Consider the following 15564-nt stretch of genomic DNA (forward strand, 5'->3'; position numbering starts at 1 on the left):
CTTTGGCGCGGGTCCGGCGAGACAGGCGACCAGCGGCGAGCCCCAAGGCTCGGCCGGAGTCGGATCAGCTGGGCGTTTCGCCGGCGAGCGAACGCGCCAGAGCGACGACGATGCGGCGCTGGTCCGAGGTCTCGATGCGACCGTAGGCTTCGAGCAGCGCCTTCGATCCGCTCACCGAGAACAGGTCCAGACCGTCGCCGCCCGGCTCTTCGGCGTCGAAGAAGGCGCTGACGGGCTGGCCGAGGGCGTTGGAGATCAGCATCAAACGCGAAGCCGAGACGCGGTTGGTGCCACGTTCGTATTTCTGGATCTGCTGGAAGGTGACGCCGGTGGCCTTGGCCAGGTCGGTCTGGGTCAGACCGCGAAGCTCACGAACGGCACGGATTCGTTGACCAACGGCGATGTCGATCGGGTTAGGCGTGGGGGATGTCATAAGGCGACGCTATAATATTCCCATCGGCCGACGCAACTCGCGCTCGCCTTTCACGCGATATGCCTTCCCAGATTCCGAGCGCGAGCGCGATCATCAGACCGTAGAACATCAGGTACAGGGTCGAGATATAGGCCCGCGCCATGATGACCGGATCGATCATCATCCCGACGTGGCTGAGAACCGCCAGAAGCTGGAATGCGCATCCGAACAGCAGCCAGACCCGGTGCGTCCTGACCAGCAGATAGAGGAAGACCGCGAGGTTCGCGGCGTCGACCATCAGAATCTTCCACTGAGGCGAAGTCCAATCGTCCCAGTTCTGAACCAGTGGCGACAGGATGGCGGCGATCACAATGGAGATGGCGGCGATTCGCTCGGTGCGCGCGCCTTTCCAGATGGCGGCGCCGCACACCAGGATGTTCAGCACCACCCCGCCGATCTGCGCGGCCGTGGCCAGGAACAGGACGTCGTCGTTGAACATGCAACCGCTCGCGGCGCGCCGGTTCGGCGCACCGCGAGCATAGCATCAGGCGGCAACCTTGAGTCCCGTCGGGCGCGGCATGTCTTCTTCCGGCTTGCCGACGCCGGTGCCTTGCATGACGACATGGCCGAGGCCGACCTGCGGGGCGGCGCATGACAGGGCGTTGTGGGCGGCGACGATCCGGTCACGGGCCTCGCCCAAGGCGCGGACCGAACCTGTGACACCGGTCATGGCGTCACTGCCGAGCACGGCGGACAGACCGTTCTCGCGACGGACCGAGGACATGGCGGCGATCAGATGCGCGGCCTTTTCCAGGGCGGCGTCGATGGCGTCTTCTGTTTCGAACAGGGCGGTGGCCAGCTTCTGACCGTACTCGCGACGTTGCATGGGGTCTCCTTCTCCCGCTGGGCGGGGGTTATGGCAGGCGTTGATTGTGGAAGGCGGGTCAGCGGGTCTGCTGGGCCTGGTCGGACGTTTGCAGAAGCCTCTGGATCGTCAGGGTCGCCCCGACGGCTCCAGCCAGCAGAAAGGCTATGCCGCAGGTCAGGACGATCACCATCAGCAAGTCCCGCCCGATGCGGCGATAGTCGACGGCTTCAGGTGTTCCGCGTTCGGCGGCCGATCGTGTTCGGGCAACAGTACGAGCCCGATGCAGATAATCTCGCGCAGCAGATCGAGCTTCGAGAGATATGGGCTCATCTCTTTGGTCACCGTGAGCAGGTGCAGCACCGCCGATTTCTCGGCCGGGGTTTGCGCCAGGTCCTCGAAGACCGTCTCGAGATAGTCCCAGTTCCAGTTCAGCATCGTAGAGGGCATCAGGGCCTCCTTTCGCTGGGAACAAGGCGGCGCCGACGGGCGGTTGGGCTACTCGGGACGGCTCCCCTACGGGTTCATTCCGTAGTCCGTTGTCGATCAGCATCAGGGCCGCGTCGCGACGCGAGGCGACGCCCAGCTTCTTGCAGGCGGTCTCGATATGTTTGTCGACGGTCTTGGAGGAGATGCCGAGATCGCGCGCGATCTCCTTGGACTGGCGGTGCTGTGCGACACCCACCAGACACTGTCGTTCGCGCGTCGTGAGCCTGTCCAGGCCGGCCATCGATCCATCCCCCACGCACAACCAATAGGGTTAATCGACGAAACGCAAACCCACCCGCGACCGAGCCGAACCTCTACGCAGGCCGGGCCGGGTCACCAAGCCGGATTCTCGCTCTCCGAGCCTGGGCCCAGCCGTCTCCTCTGATGCTGCGTGCCAGGAACCGGCACGGCTTGTCGGCGACCATTGTCAGAGGCGCGCGCCCGACGGCAGGATGGCGGCCAATCTGAATCGGAGCCCCCGCCATGAGAAGCCTGTCTCTGCACCGTCGTTCGGCATTGGCTCTGGCCGGAGGCGGTCTGACGGCGGGTCTCCTTCCCCTGCCTGTCCTCGCCCGAACCGAAGACTGGGTCGCGCTCGGCACCGACGTGAAGGCCGAGTTCAAATGGGCCTGGGATCACTATGTCGAGAAGGCCTGGGGCAAGGACGAGATCAATCCGGTCTCCGGCACGTCCCAGTCCTTCTTCATCGAGGGCCATGACCTGGGCCTGTCGCTGGTCGAGGCGCTGGACACCCTGTGGATCATGGAGCTGGACGAAGAGTTCCAGGCCGGGGTCGATTGGGTCAAGGCGAACCTGGACTTCGACATCGACGGCTACGCCCAGGTGTTCGAGACCAATATCCGCCTGGTCGGCGGCCTGCTGTCGGCGCACCTGGCCTGCGGCGATCCGGTCCTGCTGGCCAAGGCGAAAGACCTGGCCGACCGGCTGCTGAAGGCCTTCGACGCCTCCCCGCACGGCCTGCCTTATCGCTATGTGAACCTGAGGACCGGAGCCGTTCGCGATCCCGAGACCAACCTGGCCGAGATCGGCACCTACATCACCGAGTTCGGCGTCCTGAGCCAGCTGACGGGCGAGCCGAAATATCACGCCGCCGCCAAACGGGCGATGATGCATGCCCTCAACATGCGCTCGCCGATCGGCCTGATGGCGGCCAACATCCACGCCGAGACGGGCCGGTTCATCAGCCGCAACGCCTCGATCGACGTCTATGCCGACAGTTTCTACGAATACCTCTGGGACGCCTGGGAGCTGTTCGGCGACGAGGAGCTGAAGACGGCGGCCGAGCAGTGCCTCAAGGCCATGATCGACCATCAGGGCAAGCGCTACGACGGCCTGCTGTGGTTCCCCATGGTCGATTTCGAGACCGGCGAGGTCACCAACACCTCCCAGACCGTCCTGGGCGCCTATCTGGCCGGCCTGTTCGGGCAGGCGGGGTTCAAGGCCGAGGGCGACGACTTCCTGAAGACCTATGAGACGATGCAGGACCGCTATCTGATCGTCCCAGAGTCGACCGACGTCACCACCGCCCGCCCGCGCACCCTGCGCACCGGCCTGCGCCCCGAAGTGGCTGACGCGGCCCTGAACCTGTGGCAGCATGACCGCGACGACCGCTACCGCGCCATCGTCGCGACCCACTATCGCAACATGAAGTCGAGCTCGAAGGCGGCCTATGGTTACACTTCGCTGCGGGACATCTCGACCCGCCCGATGACCCAGGGCGACAACTGTCCCGGCTACTGGTGGTCCGAGCAGATGAAATACTACTTCATCATGTTCGCCGAGCCGAAGCGGATCGACATCGACCGGTTGGTGCTGAGCACTGAGGCGAACGTGCTGCGGGGGTTCGTGAAGGACTAAAAACGTTCACCTCCCCATTCGCGAAGGCGAATGGGGAGGACAGACCGCGAAGCGGTCAGGAGGGGGCGACACGATGCCTGACAGCCTGAGCTATATCCGCGCGAAAGGCTTCCGACGCCAGATGACGCCGCCCGAAGCGCGTCTTTGGAACTGCCTTCGCGCCGGTCGTTTGCGCGGCCTGAAGTTCCGACGCCAACATCCGGTCGGCCCCTACATCCTCGATTTCTACTGCGCCGAGGCAAAGCTGGCGATCGAGGTCGATGGGGCCGTTCACGAGCAGGCCGATCAGATAGCGCATGACAAGAGGCGGACCGCCTGGCTGGGCGTGCAAGGCGTTCGTGTCATCCGGCTTCGAGCATCGGATGTGCGCGATGAGTTGGACGGCGTTCTCAGTTTCATTCTGACGGTTGTCAGGGAGCGACGCGGTGATCGGTGAGACCGCGTCGCCCCCTCCTGGTCGCTGACGCGACCTGTCCTCCCCATTCGCCTTCGCGAATAGGGAGGTGACGCTTCAATCAGCGTCCGCTCATCGAATACGGCCGCGCCGCCTCGCCCGCCCCCCAGGTCCGGTTCGGCTGCGCCCCCATGACGAAATGGAGTTCGCCGCCGGCGGTGATCTCGTCATGGCCGATCCAGGCGCGGTCCAGCGAGCGGCCGTTCAGGGTGACTGACTGGATGTAGCGGTTGGCGTCCGCCAGACCCGCCGCCGAGATCACGAACTTCCGGCCGTTCGGCAGGTTCAACGTCGTGCGCTCCGTGAACGGGCGGCCGATGACGTACTGACCCGAGCCCGGCGTGACCGGATAGAAGCCCATGGCCGTGAACATCAGCCAGGCCGACATCTGGCCCACGTCATCGTTTCCGGCCAGGCCGTCGGGGCGGGAATGGTACTGGCTCTCGACGATCTGCTTGAGCCGCTCCTGAGTTCGCCACGGCTGGCCCGCATAGACATAGGCGTAGGCCGAGTGGTGGCTGGGTTCGTTGCCGTGGATGTACTGGCCGATCAGGCCGGCGATGTCCTCGGCGTGGGAGTAGTCGAGACCCGTGTTGTCGTAGTCGAACATGGCGTCCAGCTTGGCGACCGTCGCCGCCTCGCCGCCCATAACGTCGACCAGGGCGGCCATGTCCTGGGGCACGAACCAGGAATACTGCCAGGCGTTGCCCTCGGTGTAGTCGGAGCCGTAGTTGATCGCGACCGGGTCGAAGGGTTCGCGGAAACTGCCGTCCGCCAGACGAGCGCGGACGAACCGGGTCTCCTGATCCCAGGTGTTGCGCCAGAAGCCGGCGCGGCGGTCGAACTCGGTCTCGACGTCGGTGCGGCCCAGACGTTCGGCCATGCGGGCGATGGTCCAGTCGTCATAGGCGTATTCGACCGTCTTGGACGCCGCCTCCGGCTCCCGGTCGATCGGCACATAGCCCAGGTCCATATAGTCGCCCAGTCCGCCGTACGGACGGTAGGTCGCAGAAGCGATCATCGCGTCCAGCGCCGCATTGCCGTCGATGCCGGGGATGCCCTTCAGGTAGGCGTCGGCGATGACCGGCACGGCGTGATAGCCGATCATGGTCCAGGTCTCCTGACCGTGGAACGACCAGACCGGCAGGATGCCGTAGGGGCTGACCTGCTGGGCGGCGATCAGCGAGTTGACGATGTCGGTGTTGCGCTCGGCCGGCGCCAGAAGGGTCAGCAACGGGTGCTCGGCCCGGAAGGTGTCCCACAGGCTGAAGGTCGAGTGGACGGTGAAATCGGCATGGTGCACCGCATTGTCCGGCCCCCGCCAGCGGCCGTCGGCGTCGGAGTGGACCGAAGGCGCGATCAGGGCGTGATACAGCGCCGTGTAGAGGGTCGTCCGCAGCTCCGACTCGGCCTCGATGTCGACGACGCCGAGCGCCTTGCCCCACGCCGCACGCGTCGTCGCGCGCTGGGCGTCGAAGTCGAAACCCTCCCCTTCGGATTCCAGATTGGCGATGGCGCCGGTCTCGTCGACCGAGGAGATGGCGACCTTGACCAGCAGAGGGCCGCTGATCTGTCCGAAATCGAAGGCGGCTTCGAGGGCGCGGCCCTGGACCTGCTGACGATCATCCAGCGCCCGGCCCGGCTGGCGGAAGCCGTTGTAGGGGACGTCGGTCTCACGGTTCTGGATCTCGTGACCGACCATGGGTGCGGAGAACCGCATGGCGAAATAGAGCTGACGCCCCGGCGCCCAGCCGCGCATCTCGCGGAAGCCCGTGACCGTGCCGTCCGGATGCAGGCGGATGCGCGACCACAGGACCTTGCCCGGATAGTCGTAGATGGAGTTCCTCAGATCCAGCAGCACCCGCGCCCGCTCTCCTTCGGCGAAGGTGTAGCGGTGCAGTCCGGTACGGACCCCCGTCGTCAACTCGGCGCGGACGGGGGTATCGGTCAGCTGGACCGAATAGTAGCCGGGCTCGGCGGTCTCCGAGGCCTTGTCGTAGCGCGAGCGATAGCCCGATCCCGGCGTGGCGACGTCGCCCACGTCCCAGCGGATCGTCTCGCCCGTCTGCGGCGTGATCAGGACGTCGCCCAGGTCCGAGTGGCCGGTGCCTGAGAAATGGGTGTGCGAGAAGCCCATGATGGTCGGGTCGTCGTGGCGATAGCCCGAGGCCCAGTCGTAGGACTGACGGAAATAGCGATAGTCGGTGTCGGGGCTCAGCTGCACCATGCCGAAGGGCGCGACCGCCCCGGGGAAGGTGTGGCCCTTGCCCGCCGTGCCGATGAAGACGTCCACGGCCTCGACCGGATCCGACGCCTGAGCCCACCCTGGGCCAGCCATACAGACCGCCATCACCGCCGCCAGACCGATACGCCGCATCCGAATGCTCCTGAGCCCTGAACGACAGGACCCTATCAGCCGGGATTCGCCCTGTCGCCCAAGCCGCGACACTTGTGCCAACGAGATCTACGGCACTTGCAAATCATTCGCAGTTCATGGCACAGCCCGTTCGTGACCGACGCCGCCGCAAAACCTGTCGACAAGCCCGCCGCCAAGGCGCGTTCGATGAACGGCGCGCGCGCCTTCTGGCTCAAGGAACTGCACCGCTGGCACTGGATTTCGGCGGGGTTGTCGCTGGCCGGGATGCTGTTGTTCGCCATCACCGGCATCACCCTGAATCACGCGGGCCAGATCCCGGCCGAACCGGTCACGGTCGAGACCAGGGCCACCCTGCCCGCCCCCCTGCTGGACCGGCTTTCGGACTTCCCCGACGAGACCACCGATCCCGTCCCCGACGCCATCGCGCGCTGGGCGACCTCCGAACTGGACGTCTCCGTCGCCGGCAAGCCGACCGAGACCGCAGCCGACGAGATCTATGTGGCCCTGAAAGGCCCCGGCAAGGACGGCTGGCTGACCATCGACCGCACTTCCGGCGACGCCGTTCACGAGACGACGACCCGAGGCTGGGTCGCCTACGTCAACGATCTGCACAAGGGTCGCGACACCGGGCCGGTCTGGTACTGGTTCATCGACGTCTTCGCGGTGGCCTGCATCGTCTTCACGGTCACCGGCCTGACCCTGCTGTGGCTGCACGCCCGGACCCGCGCCTCGACCTGGCCCCTGGTCGGTCTGGGGATCGCCATCCCCGTCATCATCGCCCTCATCTTCATCCACTGACGAGTTCCGCACCATGCGTTCCACCGCCCTGATCCTCGCCGCCGGCGCCGTCTCGGCCGCCGCTCCGGCCGTGGCCTCCGACCTGAACGTGACGATCAACGTGCCCACCATCTCGACGGCGGCCTATCACCGTCCCTATGTCGCGGCCTGGATCGAGCGTGCCGCCGATCAGGTGCCGATGCACACCATCGCCCTCTGGTACGAGGCCGGCGCCACAGCCCGCGGAGAGGGTGACGGCGAGCAGTATCTGAAGGACATCCGCAGCTGGTGGCGCAAAGGCGGTCGCGCGACGACCTTGCCGATCTCGGGCGCGACCGGACCGACCCGCGCGCCGGGCCGCCACACCATCACCGCCCCCGCCGCCCGCATGAACGCCCTGCCCGCCGGACAGTATGTCGTCGTCGTCGAGGCGGCCCGCGAACAGGGCGGCCGCGAACTGGTCCGCGTCCCCTTCACCTGGGGCGGCGCCGCCAACACCGCCTCCGCCTCCGGAACCTCCGAACTGGGCGCCGTCAGCGTCTCGGTCACCCGCTAAGGATCGCCGCACATGAAAAAGTACATCCTTCCTGCCTTGGCGGTCCTCGCCGCCGTCGCCGCCCCGATGCAGGCCAGCGCCCACCGCGGCTGGCTGAAGCCGTCGCACACCGTCCTGTCGGGCGACAGCTTCTGGGTGTCGTTCGACGCCGGCGCCTCGAACGGCGTCTTCATCGCCGACCACGCCCCTCTCCGCCTGTCGCCCCAGTCGCTGGTCATCACAGCGCCCGACGGTTCGGTCGGCGCCGCCGCCAACCTGATGCAGGCCGCCTATCGCACGACCTTCGACGTCGAGGTCAACAAGCCCGGCACCTGGAAGATCGCCAACGCCTCGGCAGGCATGAGCGCGACCTGGATGCTGAACGGCGAACAGGGTCGCTGGCGCGGTCCGCAGGCGGAGATGGCCGCCAACATTCCGGCCGGCGCGACCGACGTCGTCTCGGCCTTCAGCGCCAACCGGATGGAGACCTTCGTCACCCTGGGTAACCCGACCGAGACCGTCTTCGTCCCGACCGGCGTCGGCATCGAGATGGTCCCCGTCACCCACCCGAACGACCTGGTCGCGGGCGAGGCCGGCGTCTTCCAGTTCCTGAAGGACGGCCAGCCCTATGCCGAGGCCCAGATTGTCGTGGTGCGGGACGGCCTGCAGTATCGCGACAACCCCGAAGAACAGACCGTGACGACCGATGCCGAGGGTAAGGCCTCCATCACCTGGCCGGAAGCCGGCATGTATTGGGTCAACACCTCGTGGCGCGACCCGTCGGCGCCGGCCGGCGGCGGCCGCAACGGCCCGCCGGTCGCTTCGGCTCAGTACACCGCCGTCCTGCAGGTCCTGCCCTGACCCCTCGCGGCTCGCGCGGCGGACCGCCGCCGCTCGATCTGCGCCAGGCGGACGAGCGGTCGGCGACCCGCGTCCTGATTCCACCCATGGACGCGCCGCCGTCAAAGCCGCCCGGCGATGACGTCCTGCGTCTTGGTGGCGAGACGATGGGGACGACCTGGTCGGTCGGCGCCGTCGCTCCTCCGGGGGTGACGGAGGCTGACCTGCTGGCCGCCGTCCAGGTTGAGCTCGACGCCGTCGTCGCCGTCTTCAGCCCGTGGGAGCCGACCAGCGAGATCAGCCGCTTCAACGCCGCGCCCGAGGGTGTCTTCGCCCTGTCCGAGGCCTTCTGGTCCGTGCTCGACGCGTCGATGGACATTGCTGACGACACCGACGGTGCGGTCGATCCGACGCTGGGCGCCCTGGTCGATCTGTGGGGGTTCGGCCCGCCCGGACCACGCATCGGCTCACCCGTCCCCCTGGATGAAGAGATCGCCGCCGCCCTGGCCGTTAGCGGCTGGCGCAGACTGCGCCTCGACCGTGATGCGCGCGGGGCCTTTCAGCCCGGGGGAATGAAGCTGGACTTCTCCGGCATCGCCAAGGGCCACGCGGTGGACCGGGTCTCCGAGACCCTGAGCCGCCTCGGCGCGACCTCCCACCTCGTCGAGATCGGCGGCGAGATGCGCGGTCGGGGCGTCAAGCCCGACGGTCAGCCGTGGTGGATCGGTCTGGAGCAGCCTCCGGGCGCCCCCTCCTCTCGAACGGTCGCCGCGCTGGTCGACATCGCAGTCGCCACCTCCGGCGACTGGCGCCGCGCCTTCGAGCACGAGGGTCGCGTCTATCCGCACACGATCGACGGCAGCACCGGCTGGCCGATCGAGAACGGCGTCGCCTCCGTCACCGTCTTCCACGCCAGCGCCATGACCGCCGACGCCTGGGCCAGCGCCTTGACCGTGCTCGGCCCGGAGGCAGGCCCGGCGACCGCCGAGGCCTATGATCTTGCCGCCCAGATGGTGGTTCGCACCGCCGACGGCGTCATCGAACACCTGACCCCCGCCTTCGTCGCCATGATGGACGAGGACGACGCGGGGTGATCGACGACCCCGTACGCTGGCTGTGGGCGGCCCTGACCGTCGTCGTCTGGATGGTCGTCACCGGCTGGGCGATGTGGCGATCCCGCAAGACGCCCGCCGCCGTCGCCCAGCCCGGCTCCACCTTGATCGCGGTCGCCAGCCAGACCGGCTTCGGCGACGAACTGGCCGCGATGACCGCGAAAGCCTTCACCGACGCCGGCCGGCCCGCCCAGATCAAATCCTTCGCCGAGATTGCGCCCGCCGACCTGACCGCCGCCGCCCGCGTCCTCTTCATCGCCTCCACCACCGGCGAGGGCGACGCCCCCGACAGCGCCTCCGGCTTCCTCCGCAAGGTCATGACCGGCCCGGCCGATCTCTCCGGCGTCCGCTATGGCCTGCTGTCCCTCGGCGACCGGACCTATGCCGAATACTGCGGCTTCGGCCGCGGGCTGGACGGCTGGCTCAAGTCGGCGGGCGCGACGGCCCTGTTTGATGCGGTTGAGGTCGACAACGGCGACGCCGCCGCCATCCGCCACTGGCAGGGCGAGCTCAGCCGCCTGACCGGCAGCATCGCCGCCCCCGACTGGGCGCCCCCGGCCTATGCCGACTGGCGTCTGGTCGAGCGTTGCCTGCTGAACCACGGCAGCCCCGGCGAAGGCGCATGGCATCTGGCGTTCGAGCCGGTCGACGGCGTCCTGCAATGGGTCGCGGGCGATATCGCCGAGGTCGGCGTCCCAGCCCCCGAGGGGGGCCTGGCCCATCGCGAATACTCCGTCGCCTCCCTGCCTTCGGACGGTCGGGCCGAGTTCCTGATCCGGCTGATGCTGCGCCCCGACGGAACGCCGGGACTGGCCTCCGGCTGGCTGATCGAGACGTTGGAGGTCGGCGATGTCGCCCCGATGCGCATCCGCGCCAACCGCGCCTTCCATGGCCCTGACGCCACGACGCCGATGATCCTGATCGGCAACGGCACCGGCATGGCCGGGCTTCGGTCGCACCTGAAGAGCCGGGCCGCCCAGGGCTCCACCGCCGGCGCCTGGTTGATGTTCGGCGAGCGCACCGCCGCCCACGACAGCCTCCACGACGACGAACTGCGAGCCTGGCTGGCGAACGGCATCCTGACCCGCCTCGACCGCACCTTCTCGCGCGACGCCGGCGACGGCCGCTACGTCCAGGCCGTGATCGAGGCGGAGGCCGCCGCTGTCCGCGACTGGATCGCGCGCGGCGCCGTCCTCTACGTCTGCGGCAGTCTGGAGGGCATGGCCGGCGGCGTGAACGCCGCGCTGGAGACCGTGCTCGGCGCCGATGCCCTGCGCGACCTGGTCGAAGCCGGCCGCTATCGGCGGGACGTCTATTAGAGAGGCGGGTTCGCCCTTGTCTTGAAGGGGCCCGTCCGCCTTAAGTCGGGAATGGCCGCGCCCCTTCCAGAACCTCTTCAGAAGACTTTCGATCAGGGGGTCGCCTGGATCCGGGATCACCTTCTCAACCACGCCGAGCTCAGCCTGAAGCGCGTCCTTCGCGACGCACCGGGCCACGCCCAGACCCAGCGTCACATCGGCATCGCCCTGGCCAAACAGGGTCGCGTCGACGAGGCTCTGGAAATGCTTGGCGCCGCTGCGGCGGCCGAGCCGGACGACGAAGGCATCCGATCGGACCTCGCCGCGGCGTCGAGCGAGGCCCCGATCCACGCCGTCTACTCGACCGACCACGCCGAGCGATCGTTCCGTGTCGTGGACTATCCCTATCGCTCGACCGTCCGCTACGGCGCCGGTCGCCCGTCTCACCCGGAACTGACCGCCATCATCGAGGCGGCGCGCGACGGATACGAGGCCGTCGTCGACGCCTTGGGCGAAATGGCTTCGGACTTCCAGCAGATCGCCATGGGCGGGACCTACGAATTGCGTGAGCCGTTCTGGCTCAACGGGTGGTTTCCGCCGCTGGACGGCATGGTCCTGACCCATTTCCTGCGACAGGGAAACCCGGCGCGGTTCATAGAGATCGGCTCAGGCGTCTCGACGAAGTTCGCCCGTCGCGCGGTCGAGCTCTACGGCCTGCGCACCCACCTGACCTCCATCGATCCGCAGCCGCGCAACCAGATCGACAGCCTGTGCGACCAGGTCATCCGCCAGCCGCTGGAGGACGCCGACCCCGCCCTCTTCGAGGCGCTGGAGCCTGGCGATATCCTGTTCCTCGACAGCTCGCACCGCAGCTTCCAGGGATCGGACGTCACAGTCTTCTTCATGGACATCCTGCCGAAGGTTAAGCCAGGCGTCCTGATCCACATTCACGACATCTACCTGCCCGACGACTACATCTCGGGCCACGTCCACCGCATGTGGAACGAGCAGTATCTGCTGGCCACGGCCCTTCTGTACGGCGACCGCTTCCAGGTCCTTTTCCCCAGCTGGTTCGCCCACCGCGACCCGGCCCTATCGGCACAGGCGAAGGCCAGGCTGCAGGCAGGCCCGCTACAGACGCTGAACCTCTACGGCGCGTCCTTCTGGCTCACGAAGACATAGGCCAGCGGGGTCTCAGCCGCCCTTGGCGAGCCGTTTGGTCATGGCTTCGAACAGGGTCAGGGTCTCGGGACTGACGTGGTGCTCGATGCCCTCGGCATCGGCTTCGGCCGTCTCGCCGGACACGCCGAGCGCGGTCAGGAACTCGTGCACGATCCGGTGTCGCTCACGCGAGGCCTCGGCCATCGCCTCGCCCGCCGGCGTCAGGGTGATCGATCGATAGGGCCGGGTTTCGATCAGCCCGTCCCGCTGCAACCGCTGCAGAGCCTTGGCCGCCGTGGCCGGAGCGACGCCGAGGCAATCGGCCAGATCCGTCAGCCGAGCCGACCCCACCTCGGCGATCAGGTCGCCGACCAGCTCGACATAGTCTTCCGCCACCTCGCTGGAGCGGGCGTCGCGCATGCGTCGGAAAGCGGCGGCGCGTCGGGCGGCGCCGGGAACCTGGACCACATCGGTCTCCTGAATCGGGCGGTCGCGCCGCCGGGCCTGAGCACCCTAGCCGACACAGGCGGCGATTTCATCGTCCTGTCGTCATAGGTCCCCAAGAGGGCGACGTGATATCCAGATTTCAGATGCCTCTTCTCCGGCCCGCCCTGATCACGCTCGCCCTGCTGGCCTCGCCCGTGGCGGCTCAAGCGCCCGCGACCGCGCCGATCCCGGCCGCCGCCGAGCCTTTGCAGTTCTATGTCTTCAGCTTCACCGACACCCCCATCGCCGAGGCGGCGCAGGACGTGGTCGGCGGCGCCCTGGGCTACGATCTGACCGTCGACCCTGCGGTGGAGGGCGTCATCGTCACCTTCCGCGCCGACGGCTGGTATTCCTCGGACGCCCTGCTGAAGGATTTCGGCGCCGCCCTGCTGGACCAGGATGTCGCCCTGTTGCGCTCGGGTGCGGGCGCCTATTCCGTCGTTCCCCGCGCCAACGTGCCGATGATGCTGGCGCGCGGCGGGACTTTGTTGACGCTGGCCGAGCCGACCACGGCGCGTCCGCCGGTCCCTGTCGCAACCGTAGCCGCCCCCGCCGCCGTCTATGGCCGGGACCGCTGGTGGGACGGGGCCTTCGCCGCCCTGCTGATCTTCTTCGGCGGGGCTCTGGCTGGCGCCGTGGCCCTGTTCGGCGGCCAGACCGTCTATCGCCGCGCCGAAGAACGGGGCCGGATCGCGGCCCCCCTGCTGCAGATCACCGACCAGCGCCGTCCGCTCGCCCGGCCGCCCGAGGGCGCCGAGGCCGATCCCGGATTGGTCATTCCCCGCTTCGAAGAGCGACGCCCCTAGGCCCGGGTCCGTGGAGCCCTAGAAGACCTCATCCACCTCGGGCTGCAGTCGGGGATCGCGGGCGATGGCCTCGGGCCGGGTCGGGTCGAACCGGGCGGGCTCCGAGAGCCGCAGCCGGTCATAGGTGGCCTGGGCGTCGGCCGCGGTCGCCGCGCTGTCGCGCAGGATCGTCGGCTTGAGGAAGATGAACAGGGTCCGGCGTGTCTGGCTGTCGCGACGCGAGCGGAAGGCGGCCCCGACCAGGGGAAGGCTACCGAGGCCCGGCACGCGGCTGTTGGTGCTGTTGCGGTCGTCGGTGACCAGCCCGCCCAGGACGATAGTCTCGCCGTCATCCGCCAGGGCCGAGGTCTGCAGACTGCGGCGATTGGTGATCAGGTCGGCGGCGCCGATCACGGCCGTCGGCACCAGGGATGAAATCTCCTGGGCCACCTCCAGCCGCACCACGCCGCCTTCGTGCACCCGCGGCACGACGCGCAGGGTCAGGCCGACGTCCTCGCGGCTGATGGTGGTGAAGGGGTTGGTCGAGTTGCCGTCGGTGGCGAAGCTGCCGGTCCGGAACGGCACGTTCTGGCCGACCACGATCTCAGCCGGTTCGTTGTCCAGCACCGTGATGCTGGGCGAGGACAGCAGGTTGGCCGCCGAGTTGGTGCCCACCGCCTGAAGCAGCAGGCCGAAGTCGCCCTCCGACCCCGCCGCCAGAGACAGGCCCGCCCCAAGCAGACGCCCCGCCGGATAACCCAGCGCCGTCAACACGGTGCCGAGATCGGTCCCCGCGTTGGAGAAGCCCGTACCGCCGACGACGCCATCGGCCGGGACCGCACCGCCGAGGCCCAGCTGGACCCCGATCTGTTCGCCCAGCTCACCGGTGATCTCGACGATGGCGACCTCGATCTTGACCTGGGCCCGACGCAGGTCGAGCTGGGTGATGACGTCCTCCAGCATGGCGACCGTCGCCGGCGGGCCGCGCATGACCACGGCATTGAGCTCGGGCGAGGCCTGGACCGTCACGCCATCGGCCGTGAAGCCCTCGGGCCGCGCCGCGGCTCCGGATTCGGGCAGAGCCGCCGATGTCGCTCCGCCGCCCGACGTCAGGGCGCCGGCCGCCAAGGCCGCCGTGTCGCGGTTGGACGCGCTGAGGCTGGCCAGGCCGGTCGTGCTGCGCAGCGAGCGGGCCACGGGGTTGGTCGCCGACGGTTCACCGCCCAGCAGGCCGCGCACGATGTCGGTGATGGACTCGGCGTCGGAGTTCCGCAGGCGCACGACCCGCGTCACCGGCGTCGCCCCGCCCGGCGTGTCCAGCGCAGCCACGATCGACCGCGCCTGGGCCAGATCGGCCGCGTCGCCGCGAATGAGGAGCACGTTCGACCGCTCGTCCGCCGATACGCGCGGTCCGCCCGCGTCCGATCCAAGCAAGGCGCTGACCGACGCCGCCACCTCGGTCGCCGAGGCGTGACGCAGGGCGATGCTGTCGAACGACGTGCCCCCGCCCTGATCCAGGCTGGCGGCCAGTTGCTGCACCCGGCGGATGTTCTCGGCGTAGTCGGTGACGACCACGGCGTTCGGCTCGGTCAGGGCCTCGATGGCGCCGAACGACGACACCAGCGGACGCAATGCGCGCACGGCCTGATCCGACGGCAGGTTCCGCAGGCGGACAAGACGCGTCACGATCTGCTGGTTTGAACTTGCGGCGCCCGTCTCCGACGCCCCGCTCTGGACCACCGTCGCCTGAGGCACCACACGCCAGACATTACCGCTGCGCACCGCCGCGAAGCCGGAGGTCCGCAGCACGGACAGGAACAGCTCCCACACCCCATTGCGGCTCAGCGGCTCGGCCGAGACCACGTTGACCACGCCCTGGATCTGCGGGTCCAACACCAGGGTGCGGCCGGTGATGCGGCTGACCTGTTCGGCCACGTCCTTGATGTCGGCGCCGCGCATGTTGATGACGACGTCCTGGGTCGCGACCGGTGCGGGTGCGACCGTCTGCGCGAACGAGGCCGAGCCGACGGGGCCGGCGGCCAGGCTCAGCGCCAGCATGCTCGTCGTGGTCAGGCGGAGAAACTTCGTCACGCCG

16 protein-coding genes and 1 pseudogene are annotated in these 15564 nt (G+C 68.3%); 9 read left to right on the forward strand and 8 right to left on the reverse strand.

Going from position 1 to position 15564, the window contains the following annotated elements:
• Window positions 1–64: 64 nt before the first annotated feature.
• From ACW171_RS07135 to ACW171_RS07155, 5 genes and pseudogenes are all read right to left on the reverse strand, one after another.
• Window positions 65–433, reverse strand: a complete 369-nt coding sequence (locus ACW171_RS07135; RefSeq protein ID WP_492096383.1) for a helix-turn-helix domain-containing protein — start codon at window positions 431–433, stop codon at window positions 65–67.
• Entirely contained in the window at window positions 414–911 is a 498-nt protein-coding gene (locus ACW171_RS07140) for a hypothetical protein (RefSeq protein WP_492096384.1), read from the reverse strand. The genes ACW171_RS07135 and ACW171_RS07140 overlap by 20 nt, the downstream gene beginning before the upstream one ends.
• 45 nt (window positions 912–956) lie before the next feature.
• The gene (locus ACW171_RS07145) at window positions 957–1298 is read right to left on the reverse strand and encodes a hypothetical protein (RefSeq protein ID WP_492096385.1); all 342 of its coding nucleotides are present in this window, start codon (window positions 1296–1298) and stop codon (window positions 957–959) included.
• A 171-nt stretch (window positions 1299–1469) separates the two neighbouring features.
• Complete coding sequence (locus ACW171_RS07150) at window positions 1470–1727, reverse strand: hypothetical protein (RefSeq protein ID WP_492096386.1); 258 nt, start codon at window positions 1725–1727, stop codon at window positions 1470–1472.
• 112 nt (window positions 1728–1839) lie between these two features.
• Window positions 1840–2007 (reverse strand): annotated as a pseudogene (locus ACW171_RS07155) (LuxR C-terminal-related transcriptional regulator); the annotation flags it as partial.
• A 242-nt stretch (window positions 2008–2249) separates the two neighbouring features.
• Between ACW171_RS07155 and ACW171_RS07160 the strand changes: the two are divergent.
• Complete coding sequence (locus ACW171_RS07160) at window positions 2250–3644, forward strand: glycoside hydrolase family 47 protein (RefSeq protein ID WP_492096387.1); 1395 nt, start codon at window positions 2250–2252, stop codon at window positions 3642–3644.
• 73 nt (window positions 3645–3717) lie between these two features.
• Window positions 3718–4080: an endonuclease domain-containing protein gene (locus ACW171_RS07165; RefSeq protein ID WP_492096388.1), complete on the forward strand. Its 363-nt coding sequence runs from the start codon at window positions 3718–3720 to the stop codon at window positions 4078–4080.
• A gap of 79 nt (window positions 4081–4159) precedes the next feature.
• Here the strand turns inward: ACW171_RS07165 and ACW171_RS07170 are convergent, their stop codons facing one another.
• Window positions 4160–6475, reverse strand: a complete 2316-nt coding sequence (locus ACW171_RS07170; RefSeq protein WP_492096389.1) for a GH92 family glycosyl hydrolase — start codon at window positions 6473–6475, stop codon at window positions 4160–4162.
• 186 nt (window positions 6476–6661) lie between these two features.
• Between ACW171_RS07170 and ACW171_RS07175 the strand changes: the two genes are divergently transcribed.
• The 6 genes from ACW171_RS07175 (at window position 6662) to ACW171_RS07200 (ending at window position 12219) form a co-directional block, all read left to right on the forward strand.
• Window positions 6662–7273 (forward strand): PepSY-associated TM helix domain-containing protein, encoded by a 612-nt coding sequence (locus tag ACW171_RS07175; protein WP_492096601.1) that lies wholly within the window; start codon window positions 6662–6664, stop codon window positions 7271–7273.
• A gap of 13 nt (window positions 7274–7286) precedes the next feature.
• Window positions 7287–7808: a DUF2271 domain-containing protein gene (locus ACW171_RS07180; protein WP_492096390.1), complete on the forward strand. Its 522-nt coding sequence runs from the start codon at window positions 7287–7289 to the stop codon at window positions 7806–7808.
• 12 nt (window positions 7809–7820) lie between these two features.
• On the forward strand, window positions 7821–8648 hold the full coding sequence (locus ACW171_RS07185) for a DUF4198 domain-containing protein (protein WP_492096391.1): 828 nt from the start codon (window positions 7821–7823) through the stop codon (window positions 8646–8648).
• Between the two features lie 86 nt (window positions 8649–8734).
• Window positions 8735–9721 carry an FAD:protein FMN transferase gene (locus ACW171_RS07190; RefSeq protein WP_492096392.1) on the forward strand — a complete coding sequence of 329 codons (987 nt, stop codon included), beginning with the start codon at window positions 8735–8737 and terminating at the stop codon, window positions 9719–9721.
• Window positions 9718–11058: a sulfite reductase subunit alpha gene (locus tag ACW171_RS07195; protein ID WP_492096393.1), complete on the forward strand. Its 1341-nt coding sequence runs from the start codon at window positions 9718–9720 to the stop codon at window positions 11056–11058. The genes ACW171_RS07190 and ACW171_RS07195 overlap by 4 nt, the downstream gene beginning before the upstream one ends.
• 51 nt (window positions 11059–11109) lie before the next feature.
• Window positions 11110–12219 carry a class I SAM-dependent methyltransferase gene (locus ACW171_RS07200; RefSeq protein WP_492096394.1) on the forward strand — a complete coding sequence of 370 codons (1110 nt, stop codon included), beginning with the start codon at window positions 11110–11112 and terminating at the stop codon, window positions 12217–12219.
• Between the two features lie 12 nt (window positions 12220–12231).
• Here ACW171_RS07200 and mntR read toward each other — a convergent pair whose 3' ends face one another.
• A complete protein-coding gene (mntR, locus tag ACW171_RS07205) occupies window positions 12232–12666 on the reverse strand; it encodes a manganese-binding transcriptional regulator MntR (protein WP_492096395.1) in 435 nt (144 codons plus the stop codon).
• Window positions 12667–12788: 122 nt separating this feature from the next.
• On the opposite strand from mntR, the gene ACW171_RS07210 reads away from it, so the two are divergent.
• Window positions 12789–13490, forward strand: a complete 702-nt coding sequence (locus ACW171_RS07210) for a hypothetical protein (RefSeq protein WP_492096396.1) — start codon at window positions 12789–12791, stop codon at window positions 13488–13490.
• An 18-nt stretch (window positions 13491–13508) separates the two neighbouring features.
• On the opposite strand, the gene gspD is transcribed toward ACW171_RS07210, so the two are convergent.
• A complete protein-coding gene (gene gspD / locus ACW171_RS07215) occupies window positions 13509–15560 on the reverse strand; it encodes a type II secretion system secretin GspD (protein ID WP_492096397.1) in 2052 nt (683 codons plus the stop codon).
• Window positions 15561–15564: the final 4 nt, after the last annotated feature.

It is taken from the genome of Brevundimonas sp. FV1ye28 (assembly GCF_058681135.1).

Excerpts from the sequence above, each read along its gene's own strand:
- ACW171_RS07210 (WP_492096396.1), top strand. The coding sequence starts at position 12,789 with ATGCCTCTTCTCCGGCCCGCCCTGATCACGCTCGCCCTGCTGGCCTCG.
- ACW171_RS07135 (WP_492096383.1), bottom strand. The coding sequence starts at position 433 with ATGACATCCCCCACGCCTAACCCGATCGACATCGCCGTTGGTCAACGA.
- ACW171_RS07160 (WP_492096387.1), top strand. The coding sequence starts at position 2,250 with ATGAGAAGCCTGTCTCTGCACCGTCGTTCGGCATTGGCTCTGGCCGGA.
- ACW171_RS07140 (WP_492096384.1), bottom strand. The coding sequence starts at position 911 with ATGTTCAACGACGACGTCCTGTTCCTGGCCACGGCCGCGCAGATCGGC.
- ACW171_RS07180 (WP_492096390.1), top strand. The coding sequence starts at position 7,287 with ATGCGTTCCACCGCCCTGATCCTCGCCGCCGGCGCCGTCTCGGCCGCC.
- ACW171_RS07185 (WP_492096391.1), top strand. The coding sequence starts at position 7,821 with ATGAAAAAGTACATCCTTCCTGCCTTGGCGGTCCTCGCCGCCGTCGCC.
- ACW171_RS07145 (WP_492096385.1), bottom strand. The coding sequence starts at position 1,298 with ATGCAACGTCGCGAGTACGGTCAGAAGCTGGCCACCGCCCTGTTCGAA.
- ACW171_RS07190 (WP_492096392.1), top strand. The coding sequence starts at position 8,735 with ATGGACGCGCCGCCGTCAAAGCCGCCCGGCGATGACGTCCTGCGTCTT.
- ACW171_RS07175 (WP_492096601.1), top strand. The coding sequence starts at position 6,662 with ATGAACGGCGCGCGCGCCTTCTGGCTCAAGGAACTGCACCGCTGGCAC.
- ACW171_RS07165 (WP_492096388.1), top strand. The coding sequence starts at position 3,718 with ATGCCTGACAGCCTGAGCTATATCCGCGCGAAAGGCTTCCGACGCCAG.
- ACW171_RS07170 (WP_492096389.1), bottom strand. The coding sequence starts at position 6,475 with ATGCGGCGTATCGGTCTGGCGGCGGTGATGGCGGTCTGTATGGCTGGC.
- ACW171_RS07200 (WP_492096394.1), top strand. The coding sequence starts at position 11,110 with ATGGCCGCGCCCCTTCCAGAACCTCTTCAGAAGACTTTCGATCAGGGG.
- ACW171_RS07150 (WP_492096386.1), bottom strand. The coding sequence starts at position 1,727 with ATGCCCTCTACGATGCTGAACTGGAACTGGGACTATCTCGAGACGGTC.